The 18791-nt window shown below is 61.8% G+C and carries 17 protein-coding genes and 2 pseudogenes; 5 read left to right on the forward strand and 14 right to left on the reverse strand.

Annotation, left to right across the window (positions count from 1 at the left end):
* Nucleotides 1-137: 137 nt before the first annotated feature.
* On the reverse strand, nucleotides 138-302 hold the full coding sequence (locus J3P73_RS34545; RefSeq protein WP_204340612.1) for a hypothetical protein: 165 nt from the start codon (nucleotides 300-302) through the stop codon (nucleotides 138-140).
* 400 nt (nucleotides 303-702) lie between these two features.
* Here J3P73_RS34545 and J3P73_RS34550 point away from each other — a divergent pair, with 400 nt between their 5' ends.
* Nucleotides 703-981 carry an HU family DNA-binding protein gene (locus tag J3P73_RS34550; RefSeq protein WP_164579980.1) on the forward strand — a complete coding sequence of 93 codons (279 nt, stop codon included), beginning with the start codon at nucleotides 703-705 and terminating at the stop codon, nucleotides 979-981.
* A gap of 63 nt (nucleotides 982-1044) precedes the next feature.
* Here the strand turns inward: J3P73_RS34550 and J3P73_RS34555 are convergent, their stop codons facing one another.
* The 11 genes from J3P73_RS34555 to J3P73_RS34605 all read right to left on the reverse strand — a co-directional run bounded on the left by J3P73_RS34555 (nucleotide 1045) and on the right by J3P73_RS34605 (nucleotide 14352).
* The gene (locus tag J3P73_RS34555) at nucleotides 1045-1377 is read right to left on the reverse strand and encodes a hypothetical protein (RefSeq protein ID WP_164579979.1); all 333 of its coding nucleotides are present in this window, start codon (nucleotides 1375-1377) and stop codon (nucleotides 1045-1047) included.
* Nucleotides 1378-1433: 56 nt separating this feature from the next.
* Nucleotides 1434-1757 (reverse strand): DUF736 domain-containing protein, encoded by a 324-nt coding sequence (locus J3P73_RS34560; protein ID WP_012559840.1) that lies wholly within the window; start codon nucleotides 1755-1757, stop codon nucleotides 1434-1436.
* A 464-nt stretch (nucleotides 1758-2221) separates the two neighbouring features.
* Nucleotides 2222-2641 carry a hypothetical protein gene (locus tag J3P73_RS34565; protein ID WP_164579978.1) on the reverse strand — a complete coding sequence of 140 codons (420 nt, stop codon included), beginning with the start codon at nucleotides 2639-2641 and terminating at the stop codon, nucleotides 2222-2224.
* Nucleotides 2631-2891: a type II toxin-antitoxin system prevent-host-death family antitoxin gene (locus J3P73_RS34570; protein WP_100773314.1), complete on the reverse strand. Its 261-nt coding sequence runs from the start codon at nucleotides 2889-2891 to the stop codon at nucleotides 2631-2633. The genes J3P73_RS34565 and J3P73_RS34570 overlap by 11 nt, the downstream gene beginning before the upstream one ends.
* Before the next feature lie 83 nt (nucleotides 2892-2974).
* On the reverse strand, nucleotides 2975-3916 hold the full coding sequence (locus tag J3P73_RS34575) for a DUF2493 domain-containing protein (RefSeq protein ID WP_164579977.1): 942 nt from the start codon (nucleotides 3914-3916) through the stop codon (nucleotides 2975-2977).
* Between the two features lie 327 nt (nucleotides 3917-4243).
* On the reverse strand, nucleotides 4244-5281 hold the full coding sequence (locus J3P73_RS34580; RefSeq protein ID WP_164579976.1) for a DUF7146 domain-containing protein: 1038 nt from the start codon (nucleotides 5279-5281) through the stop codon (nucleotides 4244-4246).
* A 12-nt stretch (nucleotides 5282-5293) separates the two neighbouring features.
* The gene (locus J3P73_RS34585) at nucleotides 5294-9724 is read right to left on the reverse strand and encodes a strawberry notch-like NTP hydrolase domain-containing protein (RefSeq protein ID WP_164579975.1); all 4431 of its coding nucleotides are present in this window, start codon (nucleotides 9722-9724) and stop codon (nucleotides 5294-5296) included.
* Nucleotides 9725-9853: 129 nt separating this feature from the next.
* Nucleotides 9854-10108 carry a DUF6117 family protein gene (locus J3P73_RS34590; RefSeq protein WP_164579974.1) on the reverse strand — a complete coding sequence of 85 codons (255 nt, stop codon included), beginning with the start codon at nucleotides 10106-10108 and terminating at the stop codon, nucleotides 9854-9856.
* Between the two features lie 88 nt (nucleotides 10109-10196).
* On the reverse strand, nucleotides 10197-11387 hold the full coding sequence (locus J3P73_RS34595; protein ID WP_164579973.1) for a DUF932 domain-containing protein: 1191 nt from the start codon (nucleotides 11385-11387) through the stop codon (nucleotides 10197-10199).
* 72 nt (nucleotides 11388-11459) lie between these two features.
* Nucleotides 11460-12116 carry a hypothetical protein gene (locus tag J3P73_RS34600; RefSeq protein ID WP_164570222.1) on the reverse strand — a complete coding sequence of 219 codons (657 nt, stop codon included), beginning with the start codon at nucleotides 12114-12116 and terminating at the stop codon, nucleotides 11460-11462.
* A gap of 103 nt (nucleotides 12117-12219) precedes the next feature.
* Nucleotides 12220-14352, reverse strand: a complete 2133-nt coding sequence (locus J3P73_RS34605; RefSeq protein ID WP_164579972.1) for a ParB/RepB/Spo0J family partition protein — start codon at nucleotides 14350-14352, stop codon at nucleotides 12220-12222.
* A 227-nt stretch (nucleotides 14353-14579) separates the two neighbouring features.
* Here J3P73_RS34605 and J3P73_RS38365 point away from each other — a divergent pair.
* Nucleotides 14580-14806, forward strand: a pseudogene (locus J3P73_RS38365) (HU family DNA-binding protein); the annotation flags it as partial.
* A 354-nt stretch (nucleotides 14807-15160) separates the two neighbouring features.
* On the opposite strand, the gene J3P73_RS34615 reads toward J3P73_RS38365, so the two are convergent.
* Nucleotides 15161-15622, reverse strand: a complete 462-nt coding sequence (locus J3P73_RS34615) for a hypothetical protein (RefSeq protein WP_164579971.1) — start codon at nucleotides 15620-15622, stop codon at nucleotides 15161-15163.
* 3 nt (nucleotides 15623-15625) lie between these two features.
* Nucleotides 15626-15955, reverse strand: coding sequence for a hypothetical protein (locus J3P73_RS34620; RefSeq protein WP_245002804.1), 330 nt, complete (start codon nucleotides 15953-15955; stop codon nucleotides 15626-15628).
* Between the two features lie 191 nt (nucleotides 15956-16146).
* On the opposite strand from J3P73_RS34620, the gene J3P73_RS34625 reads away from it, so the two are divergent.
* From J3P73_RS34625 to J3P73_RS34635, 3 genes and pseudogenes are all read left to right on the forward strand, one after another.
* Entirely contained in the window at nucleotides 16147-16647 is a 501-nt protein-coding gene (locus tag J3P73_RS34625; protein WP_064251028.1) for a ProQ/FINO family protein, read from the forward strand.
* Between the two features lie 342 nt (nucleotides 16648-16989).
* A complete protein-coding gene (locus J3P73_RS34630; RefSeq protein ID WP_164579970.1) occupies nucleotides 16990-17844 on the forward strand; it encodes a type IV toxin-antitoxin system AbiEi family antitoxin in 855 nt (284 codons plus the stop codon).
* Nucleotides 17834-18751: pseudogene (locus tag J3P73_RS34635) on the forward strand (nucleotidyl transferase AbiEii/AbiGii toxin family protein). The gene J3P73_RS34630 and the pseudogene J3P73_RS34635 overlap by 11 nt, the downstream one beginning before the upstream one ends.
* Nucleotides 18752-18791: the final 40 nt, after the last annotated feature.

The raw sequence follows: 18791 nt of genomic DNA on the forward strand, positions 1-18791 counted from the left end.
ACAATTGCCTGATCGGCAACAAACCTTTCCGAAGAAATCTTCACGGATTGTGTCTATCCCTGACGGCGAAGCGAAGCTTCGAGCCTGACGCGCCGGTCGATCCGGCGGAGCAGGCTTGGCGACATGGCAAAGCCTCCTCAGAAGGGAGGCTCCGCGTCAATTGCGCCCTCCTGCTCTGCGGTGATCACCGCCAGCTCGGCGCGAGCCAGCTCCAGTTCGATTTCGATCTCGCGGCGCTCCACCGGGCCGATTGTTTCGCGCAGTTCGAGGCGAAGCTCTTCAATGTGTTGTTCCAGAAGCATCGTCGTCGTCTCCTTGACGTTTGTGAAAGACGACGCGCGCGGTCATGGGGGCGTGGCGGGGTCAGGGATCGCGGAACGCGACCGCCAGCGGCGGCGAGTGGGGGGTGCCGATTTTGTCGGAGTGCAGGGAACCGGAGCGGAGGCAAAATTGGGGGCACCGCTCGTCCTTGAGGCCGTCATGCCCCCATGACACCCTCGGACGGACTGAGCAGACATTTCCTCTCCGTATCGCACCCAGACCCGAGGACGGGCTCGATGCCCGTCTGCGGGTTACTGATACGTGACCACGTGAATAACTGTGGAAATCCGGGGCTTTCCGCGCCATTAGCCGCAGCGTGTCGATGACAGTTTCGGCCGGCAATGGCAGGGATTCTGCATTTGAACCGACGCGGAGAAGAAAATGACCACGACCAATGAAATTGCCGACAAGATTGCAACCGACCACAGCCTTACAAAGGCGCAGGCAAAGACGATCGTCGAAGCGGTCATCGCATCGATCACCGACGCAGCCGTTGCCGGCAACGAGACGTCGCTGCCCGGCTTCGGCAAGTTCAAGGTGAAGGCGACACCGGAGCGCGAGGCTCGCAACCCGTCGACCGGTGCGACGATCAAGGTTGCCGCGGCCAAAAAGCTAGCCTTTACGCCGGCCAAGGCATTGAAGGATGCGCTGAACAAGTAATCTTGTTGGCCAAGCAAAAAATAGCCCGGCGCCGTGCCGGGCTATTTTCGTTTTGGGTTTGCATCAGCGGGCGGATGTGCCGTTGAGCAGATCCTGGATGATCGTGTCGCTGACCGCGTGATGCGCTTCGCGGGCATGGTCGTCCAGCAGCTTGTGAAGGATGCCCGATGCCAAGGGTATGAAGTCGAAACCGCGTGCGATTGCTGTGGACCGCAGTTGTGACAGTGTTTCGAACTCCCGGAAGTCCGTGCCAAGCCAGAGTTCCAGATCCTCGCCACTGGCATCCGGAAATGCCTGGAGGAAGAACGTCTGAAGCGGGCGGTCGTAGGCGGTAATGGCATCCGGGTCGGCGTGGCGGAATGCGGTCCTGGTGACGGTAATTGTGTAGCGGCTCATGGCGGCCTCCTTTGGAATGGGGAGGCCGGCCCCGGTTTCGGGGCCGGCGGTCCGGTTCAGGCCGGGCTGTTCCAGAGGATGACCTTCTTGCCGGGCTCGCCGCCGGGCGCCGGGGCGACGTTGCCGAAGATCACGCCGATCTCGGGCGCTTCGATCTTCGTGGAGATGTATTCTTCGCCGGTCTGGCGCGAGATGCGGTTCCAGCCTGCGCCGATCTCAAAGCCGGTCTTGCGGTGGATGATGCGGTAGTCCGGGGCTTCTTCGCTCGCCTTGTTGGCGTTCGGGACGAGGGCGATCGGGGCGTTGACCCGGATGGTGGCGAAGACGCCTTCGAGAGTGCCGTCGGTCTTTTCGGTGAGGGTTGCGATCGTGGTAGCCATGGGATTGTCTCCTTCGTTGCATCGGGACCATTCCCGATGGCGCCCGAAGAAGGGGCTGCGCCGCAGGCGTCACCGCAGCGTAGCGAAGGGAAACCCCCTTGCGGGGTTGACGCTGATCGCGGCCGGTCCCTTAGAAAGGCGACATAAAGAACGGGAATGGTCTTTGATTGCGACGTCGTCAGGAGACCTCGCCGTGGCGGCCGTTTGCTGCCGCGCGGAGTGCCGCGCTCGTGACATGCGTCGTGGTGTTCGGATCAACGGACCCTGGCCGTCAACCAGTCGGCACATCGCGAGAGATCAGCACAGTCCTGATCCCATCCTCATCGTCAAAGATGGCCTTCGGTGGCGTGAGGCCCGAGCCCTCGGCCTTCCCTGAAGCGACTGCAGTTCTTCGGAGCGCAACCGAGTGACAGACGTGATTTCAAGGGATGTCGCTTCGGAGGGCGGCGGGGATGCGGCAAGTCTCAGTCGAGGCGGTTGACCCGGCCGGTTCGGCCGCGCGCATCGGCAAACAGTCTGGCGATCTTCACCATGAAGGACTTGCTGAAGCGGCCGAGGATGTCCTGACCGGGCTCGATGTACCAGGAGCGTTCGACGATATCGTAATTGTATTCGTCGACCATGATCCAGCACTGCTTCAGATCGCTTAAGCCCGCGCGCTTGCGCTCGATGTCCGGGATCTCCAATGAGGCGCGACCCGTTTGCGGCGGTTGGGTGGTGATGGCGAGAAGCGCCAGATGGGTATTTCCATCGGCGGCGTTGCGGATGGCGATGACGACGCAGACGGGACGCTGCTTGCGGCCTTCGGTCTCACCGCGCTGCTGCTGCCAGGCCCAGAGGTAGGGATAGGAGATGACCTCGCCGGGTCGGAATTCACGGCTCATCGTCGTAGCCTTCGCCGCGCGCCAACTTATCGAGCGCCTCGTCGAACAGTTCTGCATGCTCGGCGGGCATTTCCGAGATATGATGGGCCCGGCGCGGATCGCCGCCGGTGCGCATGCGCTCATAGTGCTCGTAGCTCATCAGCACGAAACGCGGCTTCTTGTGCCGGGTGAGCATCACCGGCTCACGGCTCGCCGCGTCGGTGATATCGCCGATTTGTTTATTCAAGTCACCTGTCGTGAACTGCTTCATCGCAAAGATCTCCAGTACGATTTTCCATATACTCCATTTTTGCCATGTTTTCCATCTTTTCCAGGTATCCGGGGAGACGGCGCTCACGCGCCGTCTCCTGAAGCCTGCCAGACCGGAATGCCGAGCCGGCGTGCCTTGTCGGCGAGATTGCCTGTGATGCCATTTCCGGGAAAGACGATCAATCCGGCGGGCGTGACCGACAGCATCTCGTCATTGCGCCGGAACGGCGCGGCCTTGGCGTGTTTCGTCCAGTTCGGCTTGAAGGTAATCTGCGTCACCTTGCGGGCTTCAGCCCAGCAGGCGGCGATGCGTTCGGCGCCTTTCGGCGAGCCGCCGTGCAGCAGGACCATGTCGGGATACTTGGCATGGGCCTGATCGAGCTTGGCCAAGATCCGCTCATGATCGTTATAATCCATGCCGCCAGAGAACGCGATCTTCGTACCGGCCGGGATCAGCACCTCGGTCTCGGCGCGGCGTCTGGCTGAGAGGAAGTCACGGCTGTCGATCATCGCCGCCGTCATGTTCGCATGATTGACCTTGGAGCCGGTGCGCGGTCGCCAGGAGGATCCGGTCTGCGCCTCGAACAGGTCGGCGGCATAGTCGCGCATGAACTCGAAGCTATTCCTGCGTTCCAAGAGCGTGATGCCCTCGGCAATGAGGCGTTCGAGCTCGACACTCTTCACCTCCGAGCCGTCCTGCTCACGCTGGCCGGTGCGCTGCGCTTCCTCGTTGCGGTCGAGCTCACGCTGGATGCGCTCGCCGGCGCGATGGAAGAGATTGGGAATCGACCAGAACAGGTCTTCGAGATCGGGCTCCAGGCGGGTGTTGCCGAGCATTTCGGCGAGGGCGTCGAAGATCGTGGTGATCGATGACTGGACCTGCGGTTCCTCCGGCAATGGCCGCGGGTCGGGCTCGTCCTGGAAGGGGCGATAGCCGTAGACCTGCATCTCGTAGATGAAGCGGTCGGTCGGGGAGGAAGCGTGGTTGGGCTCGAAGCCGTCGTCGGGGTGGAGGATCAGGTCCATGGTGGTCTCCGTTTCGTGGGCCGCGCCTCTCGCGGCCTGACGGCGAACCCGGTCACGCGGGCCGAGGCCGGAACCGCAAGCGAAGCGCAGCGGCCCAGCGAAGCGCCGGGCGGGGACAAGAGGGTTTCTTGATCCGCGAGGAATGACGGGCCGCGCCTGCGGACCGGCAGGGGAAGAAACCCGACTGACCCGCTGAAGGCCGGAGGCCCGCGTGGTAAGGGTCGCCTCTCGGCAGGCCCGCGGGCGCGCGCCAATCCGGAATAAGACCAATGGACCGCCCCTCGCCGGTGCCGTCGCCGGCCCCTCCCCCAGCGTTTGCGGCCAGCTTCAGGCGGTCAGGAAGGCCACCGCATCTTCCGGAGTGAGTTGAGCCTTGAGGCTTGCGGTCAGCCGGTCCGGCCCCAACCAGCGAAGATCATCGTTGAAGTCGCCGAGCTCCGGCGACAGCACCAACGGCAGGATCCCGTGCGCCTGCGCCCGTCGGCTCAATCCCTCGATCCCATGCCGGCCTGCGGCATCCGCGTCGGCTGCGATATAGATACGCCGGCATCCGGGCGGGAAGTGGAAGCCCGCGAGGTGATTGGCCGTGAGTGCCGCGACCATCGGCATGCCGGGCATGACATGTGAGAGGGACAGCATGGTCTCGATGCCCTCGCCCGCTGCCAGGACCGGTACAGGATCGGTAACTGGATAGCGGAAACGGACGCCATTACCGAGCAACCCACCGAGTGCACGGCGCGGATCGTCCACCTTGGCCTTGCCGACGCCGTCGGGATCGAGCCAGCTGCGATGCACGCCGGTGATGGCTCCGGCCGCATCGGTCACTGCCGCAATGAGAGCCGGAAAGCTGGTCGTCCGAGCAGTGACGAGATCGCGATAATAGCAGGACGCATGGAAACGGAGCGCCCCATGGGTGGACGCCCGCAGAATGCCGCGTTCGCGCAGATAGATGTCGGCGAGCGTACCCGCCAACGGCTCCGTCATTCGAAACAGCCGTCGTGCCCGCTCCGTCGCCGGCCGCTCGGCCGGAGGGCCATCACCGACGTCGCCCCTGAGGTCCGACACCTGTTCGGGTTGGGGCAGACTGAGAAAATGGCGCGCCTCCTCGGCAACGTCCCGGAAGTCCACGAGGCCACAGGTCTCGCGGACGAGATCGAGCAGGTCACCGAACTGACCGGTCGCCGCATCCGTCCACCGTCCAGCACGCGGGCCCGCCAGATGCACGTAAAGCGACCGGCCCTTGTTGTTGGCGACATCGCCGACGAGCCAGTAGTTGCCGGCGCGGCGGCCGGCGGAGAGATAGTGGCGGCAGACCGCCTCCGCGTTTTGCGCGAGACGGCCCGCCAGATCGGAGGCGGAAAGCATGACAGACCCCCGTCATGACCGGCGTGCGATGTCGACGAGGCGATGGCGCTGCATCAGCTTCGACAGGATTCCCGCACCCTCATCTGTCACCGGCACGAAGAAACGCAGCTTCCAATTGATCATCTCGGAGAACAGACCGATCGACCGCAGCCAGTCGCGCATGCCGTCGGTAAAGCCGGTCAATTCGACGCGATACTCGTTCATCACCCGCACGCGGCGGAGCGTCATGTCACCGGCAAGGCCAATGATCGCGGATCCGTCCAACAGCGCCGTCCAGGCTTGGTCGCCGGTCAGCACTTGCGTCTGATCGATCCCGAAGTTGCGGCAAAGGCCGGCCAGCCGGTCGGGCGCGATGACGCGGCCGACGATCTGCTCGCCGTCATCCGTCTGCAGACGACGAATGCGGCAGAAATCCTGCGGCAGCAGTTTCCAGATCGGCAGGAGCAGTCCGCTGACGATATGCATTACCGACGTCGAGAATTCCGGCACGGCGGCGACCTCGGTATTCCAGGCAAGGGCGAAGGCCTGTTCGTCGGCTTCCTGCCAGGACGTCTCTTCAAGCTGGCGGGTCTCGAACCGGAGCTCGTCCATCGGCCGGATCAGCGACACGCGCGGCTGGACCGAGCCATCGTCCAGCATGATCGAACGGGTCGGCACCATCACCGCCGGCCGCCCCGACTTGCCGTTAATCATCAGCTTGGCGCGAGGATCCTGCGTCACGAGGCTCTGAACGTCCTTGAGCTGCATCGGTGCGTTGCGATCCCTGCGCTCGATGGTCAAGAGGTGCGACTGCGCGCCGGTGACCGGATGCGTATAGATCAGCCGGCGCTCGGCGATTGTCATGCTGTCGGCGGTGATCATCTCCAGACCCTTGTCATAGATGTCGGCGGCAATAGCCCCCTCGATGCGGGCGGCCAGCAGCTGCTCGAAGGCCTCGAACAGCAGGTTCTGCATGGTGATCGTCAGTGCCAGCATGCGATTGAGGAAGGTCTGGATCGGCGGCAGTTCATCCTTCAGTCCGCCCTCCTCCGAGGTGAGCGACAAACCAGTAATGCTCTCAAACTTGTCCAGCGAGCAGCCTTCGATCCTGCCGGCATGCAGCAGTCCGTAGAATTGCCGCAGCGCGTCGCGGGCATATTGGGATTCGAGATTGTCTTCGCTGCGAAACATCCCCTGCCCACCGGTCTGGCGTTGGCCACGGGTGATGGCGCCAAGCGTGTCGAGACGCCGGGCGATGGTCGACAAGAACCGCCTCTCCGCCTTGACGTTTGTGGCAATCATCCGGAAGCGCGGCGGCTGTTTCTGATTGGTCCGGTGACTGCGGCCAAGCCCCTGGATCGCCACGTCGGCGCGCCAGCCTGCTTCCAGAAGGTTGTGCAGGCGCAGGCGCTGGTTCTTGGCGGCGAGGTCGGCATGATACGATCTGCCGGTCCCGCCGGCGTCGCTGAAGACGAGAATGTCTTTGTCGTCGTCCATGAAGGCGCGGGCCTCGTCGAGATTGGCGCTGCCCGGCCGGCTCTGCACCGCATAGCGGGCGATGGTGCTGCTGTCCTCGCGGCGGACGATGCGGCGCGAGCGGCCGGTGATCTCGGCGACCTGGCTGGTGCCGAAATGCTGGACGATCTGGTCGAGCGCCGTCGGGATCGCCGGCAGGCTGCCCAAAGTTTCGACTAGCTCGTCGCGTCGGCGTTCGGCCTCCCGGCAGATGACAGGGTTGCCGTCCGCGTCATGAACCGGCCGCGAGCTGAGATTGCCCTCGGCGTCGGAATATTCCTCGAAGAGCTGTACCGGGAAGGAATGCACCAGGTAGTCGATGACATATTCCCGCGGCGTCACGTCGACCTGCAGATCGCCCCATTCCTCGGTTGGGATCTGTGCCAGCCGGCGCTCGGTCAAAGCCGCGCCCGTCGAGACGAGTTGGACGATCGCAGCGTGACCGTCTTGCAGATCTGCAGCGGTCGCCTTGAGAAGGGCTGGCGTCTTCATCGAGGTCAGAAGATGATTGAAGAAGCGCTGCTTCGAGCTTTCGAAGGCCGAGCGCGCGGCGGCCTTAGCGTTTTTGTTCAATGTCCCGGATTTGCCTGTTATACCGGATGCCTCCATTGCTGCGTCCAGATGGTTGTGGATGACCTGGAATGCCTCGGCATAGGAATCGTAGATGCGGATCTGTTCCTCGGTCAGCTCGTGCTCGAGGATCTCGTATTCGACGCCCTCAAAGGAGAGCGACCGCGATGCGTAGAGGCCCATGGCTTTCAGGTCGCGCGCCAGCACCTCCATGGCGGCGACGCCGCCGTCCTCGATCGCCGCGATGAATTCGGAGCGCGTCGGGAAGGGAAAGTCGGCGCTGCCCCAGAGACCGAGGCGCTCGGCATAGGCCAGCGATTCGACGTCCGTGGCGCCGGTCGCCGAAAGGTAAACGACGCGGGCATCCGGCAGTGCGCGCTGCAGACGAAGTCCCGCCCTGCCCTGCTGTGACGCTGACCTGTCACCGCGCTCGGTCTTGCCGCCGGCGGCATTGGCCATGGCGTGGCCTTCATCGAAGATGATAACACCATCGAAGCTTTTCGCATTCCCAGTCGCGGCTTCGCCGCTCCCCGCCTCTTGACCTAACCAGTCGACAATCTGCTGAACCCGTGATCGCTTGCCCTCGCGCTCATCGCTGCGCAACGTCGCAAAGGTGGTGAAGAGGATGCCTTCCTCCAGCTTGATCGGCTTGCCCTGTCGGAAACGCGACAAGGGCGTCACCAGCAGCTTTTCTTGGCCCAACGCGCTCCAGTCGCGCTGGGCGTCCTCGATCAGCTTGTCTGACTTGGAAATCCAGATGTGGCGACGGCGGCCCTTGAGCCAGTTGTCGAGAATGATGCCGGCAGCCTGGCGGCCCTTGCCCGCGCCCGTGCCATCACCGAGGAACCAGCCGCGACGGAAGCGGACGGCGTGGTCGATGTCAGGCGCGACAGCCTTCAGGTTGTCGAAGGAGGCATCGACATTCCAGTAGCCGGCGAGATAGCCGGAATGGGCTTCGCCGGCATAGATGACGCTCTCGAGCTGGGCATCCGAGAGATCGCCGTTGGTGACGATGCGCTTCGGCAGATGCGGACGATAGATCGGTTTCGGCGGTGCGACGGATGCCATGGCAACCGATTCGACCAGTGTGTCAGGATGAGGTTTTGCGTCGGGAACGTGGATCGACTGCAGCCGGTAGGGCTCGTAGATACCGTCAGCATCGTTTGCCTCATCCTTCGGCCGAGCGTCCCGCAGTTCGTAGGAGAGTTCGATGATCTCGTCATCGACGGGTATCGGACGGACCGTTGCTGCAGGCTGCGCCTGTTCTCCGACCGCGGGGCGATGCGTCGGGGCGGCAACCGCTGCTGGACGCATCGTGTCCGCGCGCAGGCTACCGTTGGAGAGCGCACCGATGGAGTTCGACGCCGCCGCGGGCGCGCGGGGCGCAAACCCGGTGATCCAGGTGAGCAGTGTTTCCAGATCGTGCGCGGTACCCTTCGACGCCACCAGCTTCGAAGGATCGCCCGCCGGGATCTTGTCGATCACGATCAGGCGCGTTTCCATCGTCGTTCCATGCCGGGCGTAGATGCTCCCGTCGATCGCTGCGGTGAACAGGACCGTACCCTTCTCCTGCAGCCGCACGAAAACGTCCCGCCATGCGGGATTGTCGGGAGAGAGGCTCGCGCCGGTGATCGCGACAAGTCGGCCACCGGGAGCAAGCCGCGCGAATGCGGAGGCCAGATGCCGCCAGGCGGCATCAGCCACGCGACCTTCAACGTGCACTCCCGCTGAGAACGGCGGGTTCATCAGCACCACGGTCGGCCGAATGGAGCGGTCGAGGTAATCATCAATATGCGCGGCATCGTGTCGAGAGGCCGAAACGCCGGCGAAGAGCGGCCCCAGAAGCGAGTGCCGGACCACCGCATATTCGTTGAGCGCCAAGCGAGCGCCCGCGAGCTCCGGAAAGATCGCCATCATGCCGGTCCCAGCCGACGGTTCGAGCACCACGTCAGCGGCTTTGATGCCGGCAGCACGAGATGCGACGTAGGCAAGCGGGATCGGCGTCGAGAACTGCTGTAGGGCCTGGCTTTCCTCGGAACGGCGTGTATGGGTGGGCGTGAGGTTTGCCACTTTCGTCAGCATCGCGAGCGTCGCTTGGGGCGACTGGGTGCGGGATACGATCGCGCGGAATTTGCGCAGAAACAGGACCTGGGCGATTTCGGTCGCCTCATAGGCCTCCTTCCAGTGCCAGAGGCCCTCGGCGTCGCTGCCGCCGAAAACCTCGGTCATAGTTTGCCGCAGGTCAGCTGTGGTGACGACTTTACCTTGCTCCAGAAGCGACGCGATCCGACCGGCAGCATCTATAAGTGCTTTAGCGCCGGTTTTGATATCAGGACGTGGAGAGGTGGAAACGATTTGGGGATGCGAGATGATATTCATCGAAGGATGCTCCAAGAGTGAGGAAAGAACAGGGGAGCCCAGCGTCCTGCCGAAGGTCGGAGGAACGAAATCGGGCAGCCAGGGCAGGATCGGGGATTGCCGGCTTAAACCGCCGGCTATTGTCAGTGTCTAGGTCGTCGGGCTTGCGAGGAAGCCAGTCGGATCATCGGGATCGGGCGGCAGATAGGCATCGTAAGGATTGCCTTCAGCAAGATGGTCAAACGGCGTGAAGGCGTAATCGCCCTCACTGCGGCCGACGGCGCAGAGCACGTAACGCGGTTCGCGTGTGGCGGCATCAAGGCATTCCATAAGAGCGAGATTGCCATCGGACGCGGCGCGAAGCAGCGTATCGAAATTCAAGCGAGCGTAATCGGGTATAGCCATTGCAGTGCTCCACGAACGGAAATGCCCGACACGGCGGCCGGGCTGATGATGGTGATGGTGATGTCAGTTTGATCTGTCTCGAGGCGCATCAGGAGACACTCTCCAGCAGCTTTTTCGCCTTGCCTTCGAGTTCCAGACGCGTGTCCTGATTGGTCTTGGTGCGCGCCAGCGCGGTGATGCCCTGCACGAAATCGAAGACCGACTCCGGCGGCCGCCCCTCCTCCGACAGGACCATCTCGATCACCTTGCCGGTCTCACCTTTCGAGAAGCCGCGCCGACGGAGGAAGGTCTCGCGGTCGTCGTCCTTGCGCGCGACGATCCGCTCCCGTGCCGCCTTGATGCCGGCGATAAATGGTGCCGGCGACGAGTTGGCAAAGGTGGTCAGCGCAGGTGCTGCCTCGTGCGCGAAGCGCTGGGCGGCGAACTTCGAGTGGCGGATGGTGATCTCCTCGAAATTCTCCGTGCCCCAGAGATTGCGGTTGGCGCAGACCGCTCGCAGATAGAAGGAGGCGATGCCGAGCGCCTTCGATCCAACTTCCGAGTTCCAGGCGTAGAAGCCGCGGAAATAGAGGTCGGGCTCACCGTTTGGCAGGCGTCCGGCTTCGATCGGATGGGTGTCGTCGACCAGGAACAGGAAGACGTCTCGATCACTGGCATAAAGGGTGGTCGTGTCCTTGGTGATGTCGACGAAGGGATTGTGGGTCATCGTCGCCCAGTCGAGAACACCTGGTACTTTCCACATCGTGTCGCCGGTCCCGTTGCCGGCGATCTTCATAACCGACGAGACCAGTTCATGATCCCAGATCCGACCGTATTCCGGTCCGGTCACTGCGCGCAGTTCCAGCCGGCCGTCATCCATCTCAAGCGTCTTGACGAGCTCGGCACGATGGTTGAGCAGGCCATGCTGCAGGTTGATGGCCGCAAGCGGCGCCGGCAGTTGCCGCATATAGGTGGCGGGAGCGCCAACCAGGCTGCAAAGCTGCCCGTAGCTCCAGTGGGTCGGTGCGATCGCTTGGCGCTGACCTGGGACAACAAGCTCAAGCCGCTCCGCATTGTCGCGCGTTGCTTCGACGCGGATCGCAGCGCTTTCGATCGTTCGGGCATGGGCGCGCTCGGCGCGGGACCGGACGGTGTCGTAGAGCTCGGTCAGCGACAGGAAGCGTTCATCGTCAGGACGGGAAAACCATTCCGACGAAACGCGGCCTATCCGCTCGCCGCGGGAGATATCGACTTTGAAGGCGGAACGGGCGGACGGGTTGTTGGAGGTGAGAGTTGTCATAAGCTGTCTCCTTAAAAGCGGAAACCCGGCGCGATGGCCGGGCGAGGTTGAGAAGGATGCTGGGAAAAGGAATCAATCGGAAGCCAGCCGGCGGTGCGCCGACCGGATTGCCAAGAGCGCCGCCTGGAATTCGGCGTTCCCGACCATGTCGGAAAAATCCATCGTGGTGGCGACAGAGAGGCATGCAGCATGGACCTCGTCGTCGGTCACCGCCTCGGATGTTAAACCCTTAAAGCTCGGGTCGACTTCGAGCACCGCGGTGATTGCGTCGCGCACACCACCCTCCTGCAGCCTGACCAGGACGTGGGAAGGCTTTGGCGGATCGACCGGCTCTTCAGGATCCGGGTCTCCGGCGAGAATGGCTTCTCCTCGTGTGATCGCCCAGGCAGATCGAGCGAGCCAATCGAGCGACGGTGGCCGGGCCGCACGGACGTCATCGAACAGGATCTTCAACAGGCCGAGCAGGATCTCGAAATGACGCGCCCGGCGCTGGACAGGTTCGTCGAATTGCTGGGGGATCTGGAGCGGCGGTCCCGCATAGGCCGCATGTGCACCGTCCCAGATGCCGGTGATATGAATTGCGCCCGAAGAATCGACGTCCTTCTCGGCGATATCCCAACTGTCATCTTCGATGGCAGCACGGCACGCCTCGTCCAGCGTGTCCGCTTCATAGGTGCGATGCCGGAAGACCGGCAGGTGATAGGTGGTCTCGATGGTGAAGTCAGGCATAGGTGCCTCCTGAAACGGAAAAGCCCGGCGCGATGGCCGGGCTGTTGGGAAAGAAGACCGACCGCAAATGCGATCGGGTCAGGCTGATGTGATGCTCGTGACACTATTCGGCGGCAGCGAGATGCTCCCCGTCGATCCCACTCTCCGTATCGCCGGTGTCGTCGTCCGACGTTTCCGGCTCATCGAGCAGGAAGACCGGTAGGTCCTGAGCTTCGGAGATATTCCCGGGCTCGTCGGACCCGACGGAGGCCTCATCGGCGACGGCGTCGCTTTCGATGGTGCCTTCCTCGACCGTCATGCGAAGCGGTTCCGCCAACCAGCCGCAGCCTGTGATCAGCCGTTCGGCCTCGCGGGCCATGTCAGTCTTCTTGAGATGGCCAATCAGCTCCGCCGCCTGGTCACCTTTGGCCTCTCGAACGGCCTGCAGGATGCGGGCCTTGGTGACGCGGCCGAGATAGTTGTCGGCGGTCGGCACCCAGCCGGCTTCTACCATGTCGAAGCCGATCGAGCGGGCCAGCTGCTCAGCGTGGGCAATCGCCCGAGCCCGCTTGTTCCAGGGTTCGATCACCGCGTTGACCGACAGCGAGGCGCAATGCGCAAACAGCGCCTGCCGGCTGACCTCATCGAGCTTGATCAGGAAATCCCAGAGATCGTTTGGATCTTTGGGAAGATCCTGGCCCCAACCATCGTGCCGCTGATCGATCTCCTTCGCCCAGACCGTATCGCCGAGGCCGGGCGTCTGGCTGAAGCGAGCGCTTTGCAGCGTCACCTCCAGGCACGAATTGGAACCATAGACGTAGAAGGTCTTCAGGACGAAGGCATGCATCACGCCGATAAAGGCGATGACAGGATTGTTTGCCAATGCATTGCGCAGCGCGACGGTGCGCGCCGCCGTCAGATCGAGAACCAGGCGGTCGGGAAGCGGCTTGATCGTTTCGTCCTCGTCGTCCGGTTGGGTGTCCTCGCCGCCGGCCGCGCCGGTTACCGTAAGAGCACCGCCATGATCGGCACGACCGTCGCCGCCATCAGTCGACGGATCGGCCTCAGCCTGCTGCTCGTCCTCGGGACGCACGAAGCCTCGTTCGATCTTGATCTCGCCACTGGCGCCGAGCGACACGAAAACACCGCCGCGAGCAATATCCTGAGGATCGAAGACGAATGGCCGGTCGTTGAGCCGGTCGAGTTCGCTGCCGAGTTCCTCGAGCTTCTGTTCGGTCGCTTCCGAGTATTCGTTTGCCTCCGCATACTCTGCATCGAGCTTGTCGTATTCGGCGCGGGTGGCGTCATAGCGGGCCAGTTCATCGTCAGTCATTTCGGCCTGCTCGCCGTAGAAGCGGCGCAGGCCGGATGTGTGGCCATAGGGGAAATCGAACGCGGCTTCGACCCATTTCCAGCCTTCGCTCACCTGGATCGCCTCGGCGTCAGTCTTGAGCTTTTCCATCACAAGCTGCTCCAGCAGCGCCGGATCCTGCAGCCAGCCGCCCTGGTCCTGCTCGAACAGATCGCGCATGGTCACACCGCCTGCGGCCTCGTAGGCTTCGATGCCGACATAGACGGCGCGGCGGTCGCTGGCACGGATTGCGGTTTCGGTCAGCAGCCGACGGACGTAATAGGGCTCGCGGCTATGCGAACGCGAGATCGTGTCCCAGACCTGCTCCTGGCGAACGTGGTCGTTGGTGATTGAGAACGCCATGATCTGTTCGAGCGTCATCTCATCCTCGGCATAAAGATCGAGAAGCCGCGGTGAGACGGATGCCAGCCGAAGCCGCTGCCTGACCGTCGCGACCGAAACGAAGAAGCGCGCGGCGATCTCCTCTTCGCCAAGCCCCTGCTCGCGCAAGGTCTGGAAGGCGCGGAACTGATCGAGCGGATGAAGGCTGACGCGTTGGACGTTTTCGGCGAGCGAGTCCTCGACTTCGAGGGTTTCGCCTTTGCTGACGATGCAGGGAACGCCGGCGGTTTTGGCCAATCGCTTCTGCGCGACAAGGCGCTCAAGGGCGCGATAACGGCGTCCGCCGGCCGGAATCCGATAACTTCCCGTCTCGTTGCCATCGTCGTCGAGTTCGGGGCGGACGTTGAGGCTGGTGAGCAGCCCGCGATGGGCGATGTCCTCCGCCAGGTCCTCGATTGAGACGCCCGCCTTGATCTTGCGGACGTTCTGCTGGCTGAGCACCAGCTTGTTGAAGGGAATATCTCGGGCTGCACTGAGGGTGATTTTCTGAATGGCCTGGACCATGTCGGTTTCTCCATGACGGATCGGGCGGAGCCTCTCTCCAACCCTCTCAATCCGTCACAGCTTTTCCCTTCCCTCCTCTCCCTCTGCACCGCCTCCTGCCTACGCCTTACCTTGCGGTACAACCTCCCTCCCCCGTTGATCGACTTCAGGCTCCCCCTATTCCGATACCCGCAACACGCCCACTTGTAGCTCCGATGAGGGACCAGTGATAAAAACCAGGCAATTGTCACAGCGATGCCGGGCGGATCGTCGACACAATTCTTGATGAGCTAGCGGAAATCTTGGGAGCAAACGGGCGCGTCGAGGTCGGCGCTTGGGGCTATTTTCCATGCGCAACCGATGCTCACGGTCCGGACGCAATCCGAGAAGCGGGACGTTGGTCTTTATCGAGGAGAAATGGGCGACATTCTTCCGTAGGGGCAACGAAATGCAGCAACATTTGAATCGACTCTAAAGGGGCATCGGGCGGAAACGGCACCTTGCGGGATGGTCCTATCTTCTGCACGCTTCGGATGAAGAAGTCATGTCCGGAAGCTATGTTCTTTGTTTGTTCCGTCATTAAAGATATCTCACGATTGACAGCAATATCTGTGTTGGGTCGTAGCGACAGGCACTCGATAAGTCTCAAAGGCCACCACGATTGAAATTTGCACGGCAGCACCACGGACGGGCGCCGCCTGGTCGCTTCGGTAGCAGATGCGCGCTTTTTCCCATTTGTCCAAGGTACGAAGACGCAGCCGCGACGATCGCAAAAGTCGAAGGGCTGAGCCGGCAAGCCCTGGGGGCCGGGTCAAAAACGAAGTATGGGCTATCGCTTTTTTTGGAAAAGCACCCAGATCGCAAATGCCTTCCGGTCCGATCGTGGCGCGGAGGCAAGGTCCTTGATGGCCTGCTCGCAGTTGTCGATTAGTACGAGGACTTCGGCGCGGACATAACGCGCGAGCGGGTCATAGTCGGCGCGGTGGCGCTCTTCCTGCAGGACCACGAACGTGTCTGCAAACGAGACTATACTACCGGGAAATCCCCGGCCCGCTGAAGCCTTGCAGGAATTCTTCGCGACCCCATGTTCGAGAGTTCGATAGACCTGCGCCCAGGCCGGCTCGCTCCGCGTATCGCCAGTTCCCACGAGCAGGTCGGCACAGTCACGCGCGAGGGCGTGGAACAGGGCATAGTAAGCCGTGCTCACACCGCGCTTCAGGTCAGATTGGCGCGGACGCTGTGGGCTTGCTTTTGCGAGCCGCCGTGCCGTAGCGATCAGATCGTGCGACACGGCTTAACTTGCGATCTTCTGCTGTTCGTCGAAATGGTGTCGGATATGCGGGAACCGCGTCTCGCCAAGCGCGCTCAATGCTTTGCGGACCTCGGTCGAAAGCCCGTAGGTGAGCTTCGAACTAATCGGCTTGTCCGAGTAGACATACTTCACATCGACGAGCAGAATCGGGTCGCCATCGCTATCATGTTCCGCGCGGATGTCAGCTCCCGAAAAGCCTGCCGGACCGAGACGGTCGCGAAGCACCTTTTCGACGGCACTTTTGGTCGTGTTCGATATGGTCTGTTCGTCGCTCATGCCAGCAATATAATGGATTCTATCCAAGACTGCCACTCCTGTGCTGGCGAAGCCTCTGCATAAAGCGCCGCACGCCCGTTACAGAAGGTAAATGGAAATGAAGCGCAATCCATTCCTTGAGATCGGTTGTTCCAATACACATTTCTGCGGCAGGATGTGCGCAGCGATCAAGGATCCAGATTATCGCAGAACCACCACGCAGGAAACGATAGAGGGGCTGAGACGATATGACGAAACCTTGGATGGTCAGCCGTGGCCCAATCGTGGCAGCAGATATCGATATCCGGAAAGCTGAGGCGATCAATGCCCTGCTTGTCCGTCCGATCGGTATCCTCCCTAGCAAACTTGGCGATCATATCCGACCTTTCGCAACTGGCCTTTTTGAGGAAATACGCGCGCTCCTGAAGCCGTGTGTTGGTGTGACGACGCTGCGGCGTGCTGTAGCCGCCTTCGTGCATTCAAAGCGTTACTACTTTGCGAGCGCCCAGCCGGACTCCTTCCGCCACGACATTGATGGCAGACAGTTAGAGCCAATGAGCGACGACGACCGTATGACAGCACAGAACCGCTTTCTGGCGCTGAAGCAAAAGACGGCCGCCGACGCCGATGGCAGGTCCGATTCGTCTTCCCCTCCCCCCGCTGCGTCGGCGATGACGAAAAGCGAGCAGATACGCGCGACCCTTGTTGGCAGAGGCAAGTCGCAGCGCTCCTCGTCAACCGCGTTCTGATCGGCGAACAATGACCGTTACATCTTGGTCGCTAGAGACTGGCGACTTATACAATCAGGTTCGGGGTGCTTTTATCTTTGACGAGCACGGCCGAGCCACACATGGCGCGTCGGCTCGGCGTTCTGTTTCGTGAGTACGAAAGGGAAGGATCGCAAGATCGAAGCCTGCATTTTCTGCGCGTGGCCATGAAGAACTGTCGCGCCTTCCTACAGCCTTGGGCAAAATGGCTTCAAAACGAACGATGACGGGCGGGCGTCACCGTCGCCAGATCGGCCTTGAAAATCCGTTTGGAACGGACAATTTTCCTCTTTTATAAAGTCTCCTTGCGCAGCACTTTTAAAGATGCCATTTTTGTCCGTCATGAGCGAACAAAAGCGCGATAAGTTAAAGTCGATGCTTGATGAGGTCCCGGCAGGCTTCATCGTGGATTCTGCATGGATGCGGAAAATGGAAATCCGCCGGAGTTCGACACATGACTATCTCCGCCGAGGCTGGCTCGAGCCCGTCATGCATGGCGTTTATCGGCGTCCCTCGGGGCGGGATGGTTCGGCAGAAGAACGCACCGACTGGCGCATTGCGGTCATGTCTGCACAGACGATCATGAATTACCCGTTCCATATCGGCGGCCGCACGGCGCTCGGACTTCGCGGGCATGTGCATTACCTGGCGCTAGGGGCCGCCGAAAAAATCTTCATCTATGGCGATGCTCCCCGATGGCTCGCGAACCTCCCCACCAATGGTCTCCCCGTCCTCCGCAGCACGCGACTTTTCAAGACGGCGTATCTCGGGATCGAACCCCTGGCGGCTGAACAGGACGGCAACGCCATCCTGTTTCTACAGAACTGGACGATACGCGCCTCAACGCCGGAGCGGGCCATCCTCGAAGCGCTGGACGAACTGCCGGAAAACGAAAGCTTCCACAACATCGATACGATTTTCGAGGGTCTGACTAACCTGCGTCCGCGCCGCATCACCGAGCTTTTGGCCGACTGCACCAAAGTCCAGGTGAAACGGCTCTTCTTCGTCTTTGCGGACCGCCACGAGCACGCCTGGCTCAAGCATGTCGACCGATCGATCATCGATCTTGGAAGCGGCGACCGCTCATTCATCAAGGGCGGCAAGCTGCATCCTACATACCGCATCACCATTCCCGAAGACTACCTTCCTGGAAAGCCGGAGGGCAGCGATGGCCCGTGACCAGTATATTTCCCAGCTCGAGCTCCTCGTCCAGGCTTTGCCGATGATTGCCGACGAACCAGTTTTCGCCTTGAAGGGTGGAACCGCCATCAATCTCTTCTACAGAGATCTCCCGCGTCTCTCGGTCGATATCGACCTGACCTACCTTCCGCTCAAACCGAGGTCGAGAGCCTGGCTGAAATCGACGAGGCCCTCGACCGGGTCGCTGGGAAGGTCGAAAGCATCAAGGGCGTCCGGACAAAGCGAATAGCCGGCGGTGGTGGCGGCGATACACGCGTCGAGGTGAGGCGGGGCCAGACCGCAATCAAGATCGAAACCTCTCCGGTCGCCCGCGGCACGGTGCACCCCGTCGAACAACGCAGGGTCAGCGAGCGAGTCGAAGACCAGTTTGGTTTTGCAGAAATGCAGGTTGTCGCCTTCGAAGATCTCTTCGGTGGCAAGGTGCATGCAGCAGTCGATCGCCAGCATCCGCGCGATCTCTTCGACGTAAAGTTGCTCTACGAACACGAAGGACTGACGGACCCGCTGTTTCGCACCTTCCTCGTCTACGTGGCGAGTTCCGGACGCCCGCCCCACGAATTGCTGCAGCCCAGTAGGGCCGACGTCGCACATGTCTTCAATCAAGAATTCGATGGGATGACAATCGAGAAGGTCTCGCTGGACGAATTGCTGGACGTCCGGGAGCGGTTCCTGAAGGACATCCAGGCGCGCCTTGATGACAAGGCCCGCACGTTTCTGCTGTCCCTTCACGATGGTGACCCCGACTTCGAGGTTATCGGCTTGCCGCACGCCCTCGCCTTGCCGGCCGTCCGCTGGAAGATCCTCAACCTGCAAAAAACTAAGGAACGACAATCCGCCCAAAGACGCCGAGCAGCGCGAGGAGATCGAGCGCCTCTTCGCACGATGATGCGCTTTTGGCCGATCCGATCCGACGACTGGCTCGCTTC

It is taken from the genome of Rhizobium ruizarguesonis, assembly GCF_017357285.1.
Classification (GTDB): domain Bacteria; phylum Pseudomonadota; class Alphaproteobacteria; order Rhizobiales; family Rhizobiaceae; genus Rhizobium; species Rhizobium ruizarguesonis.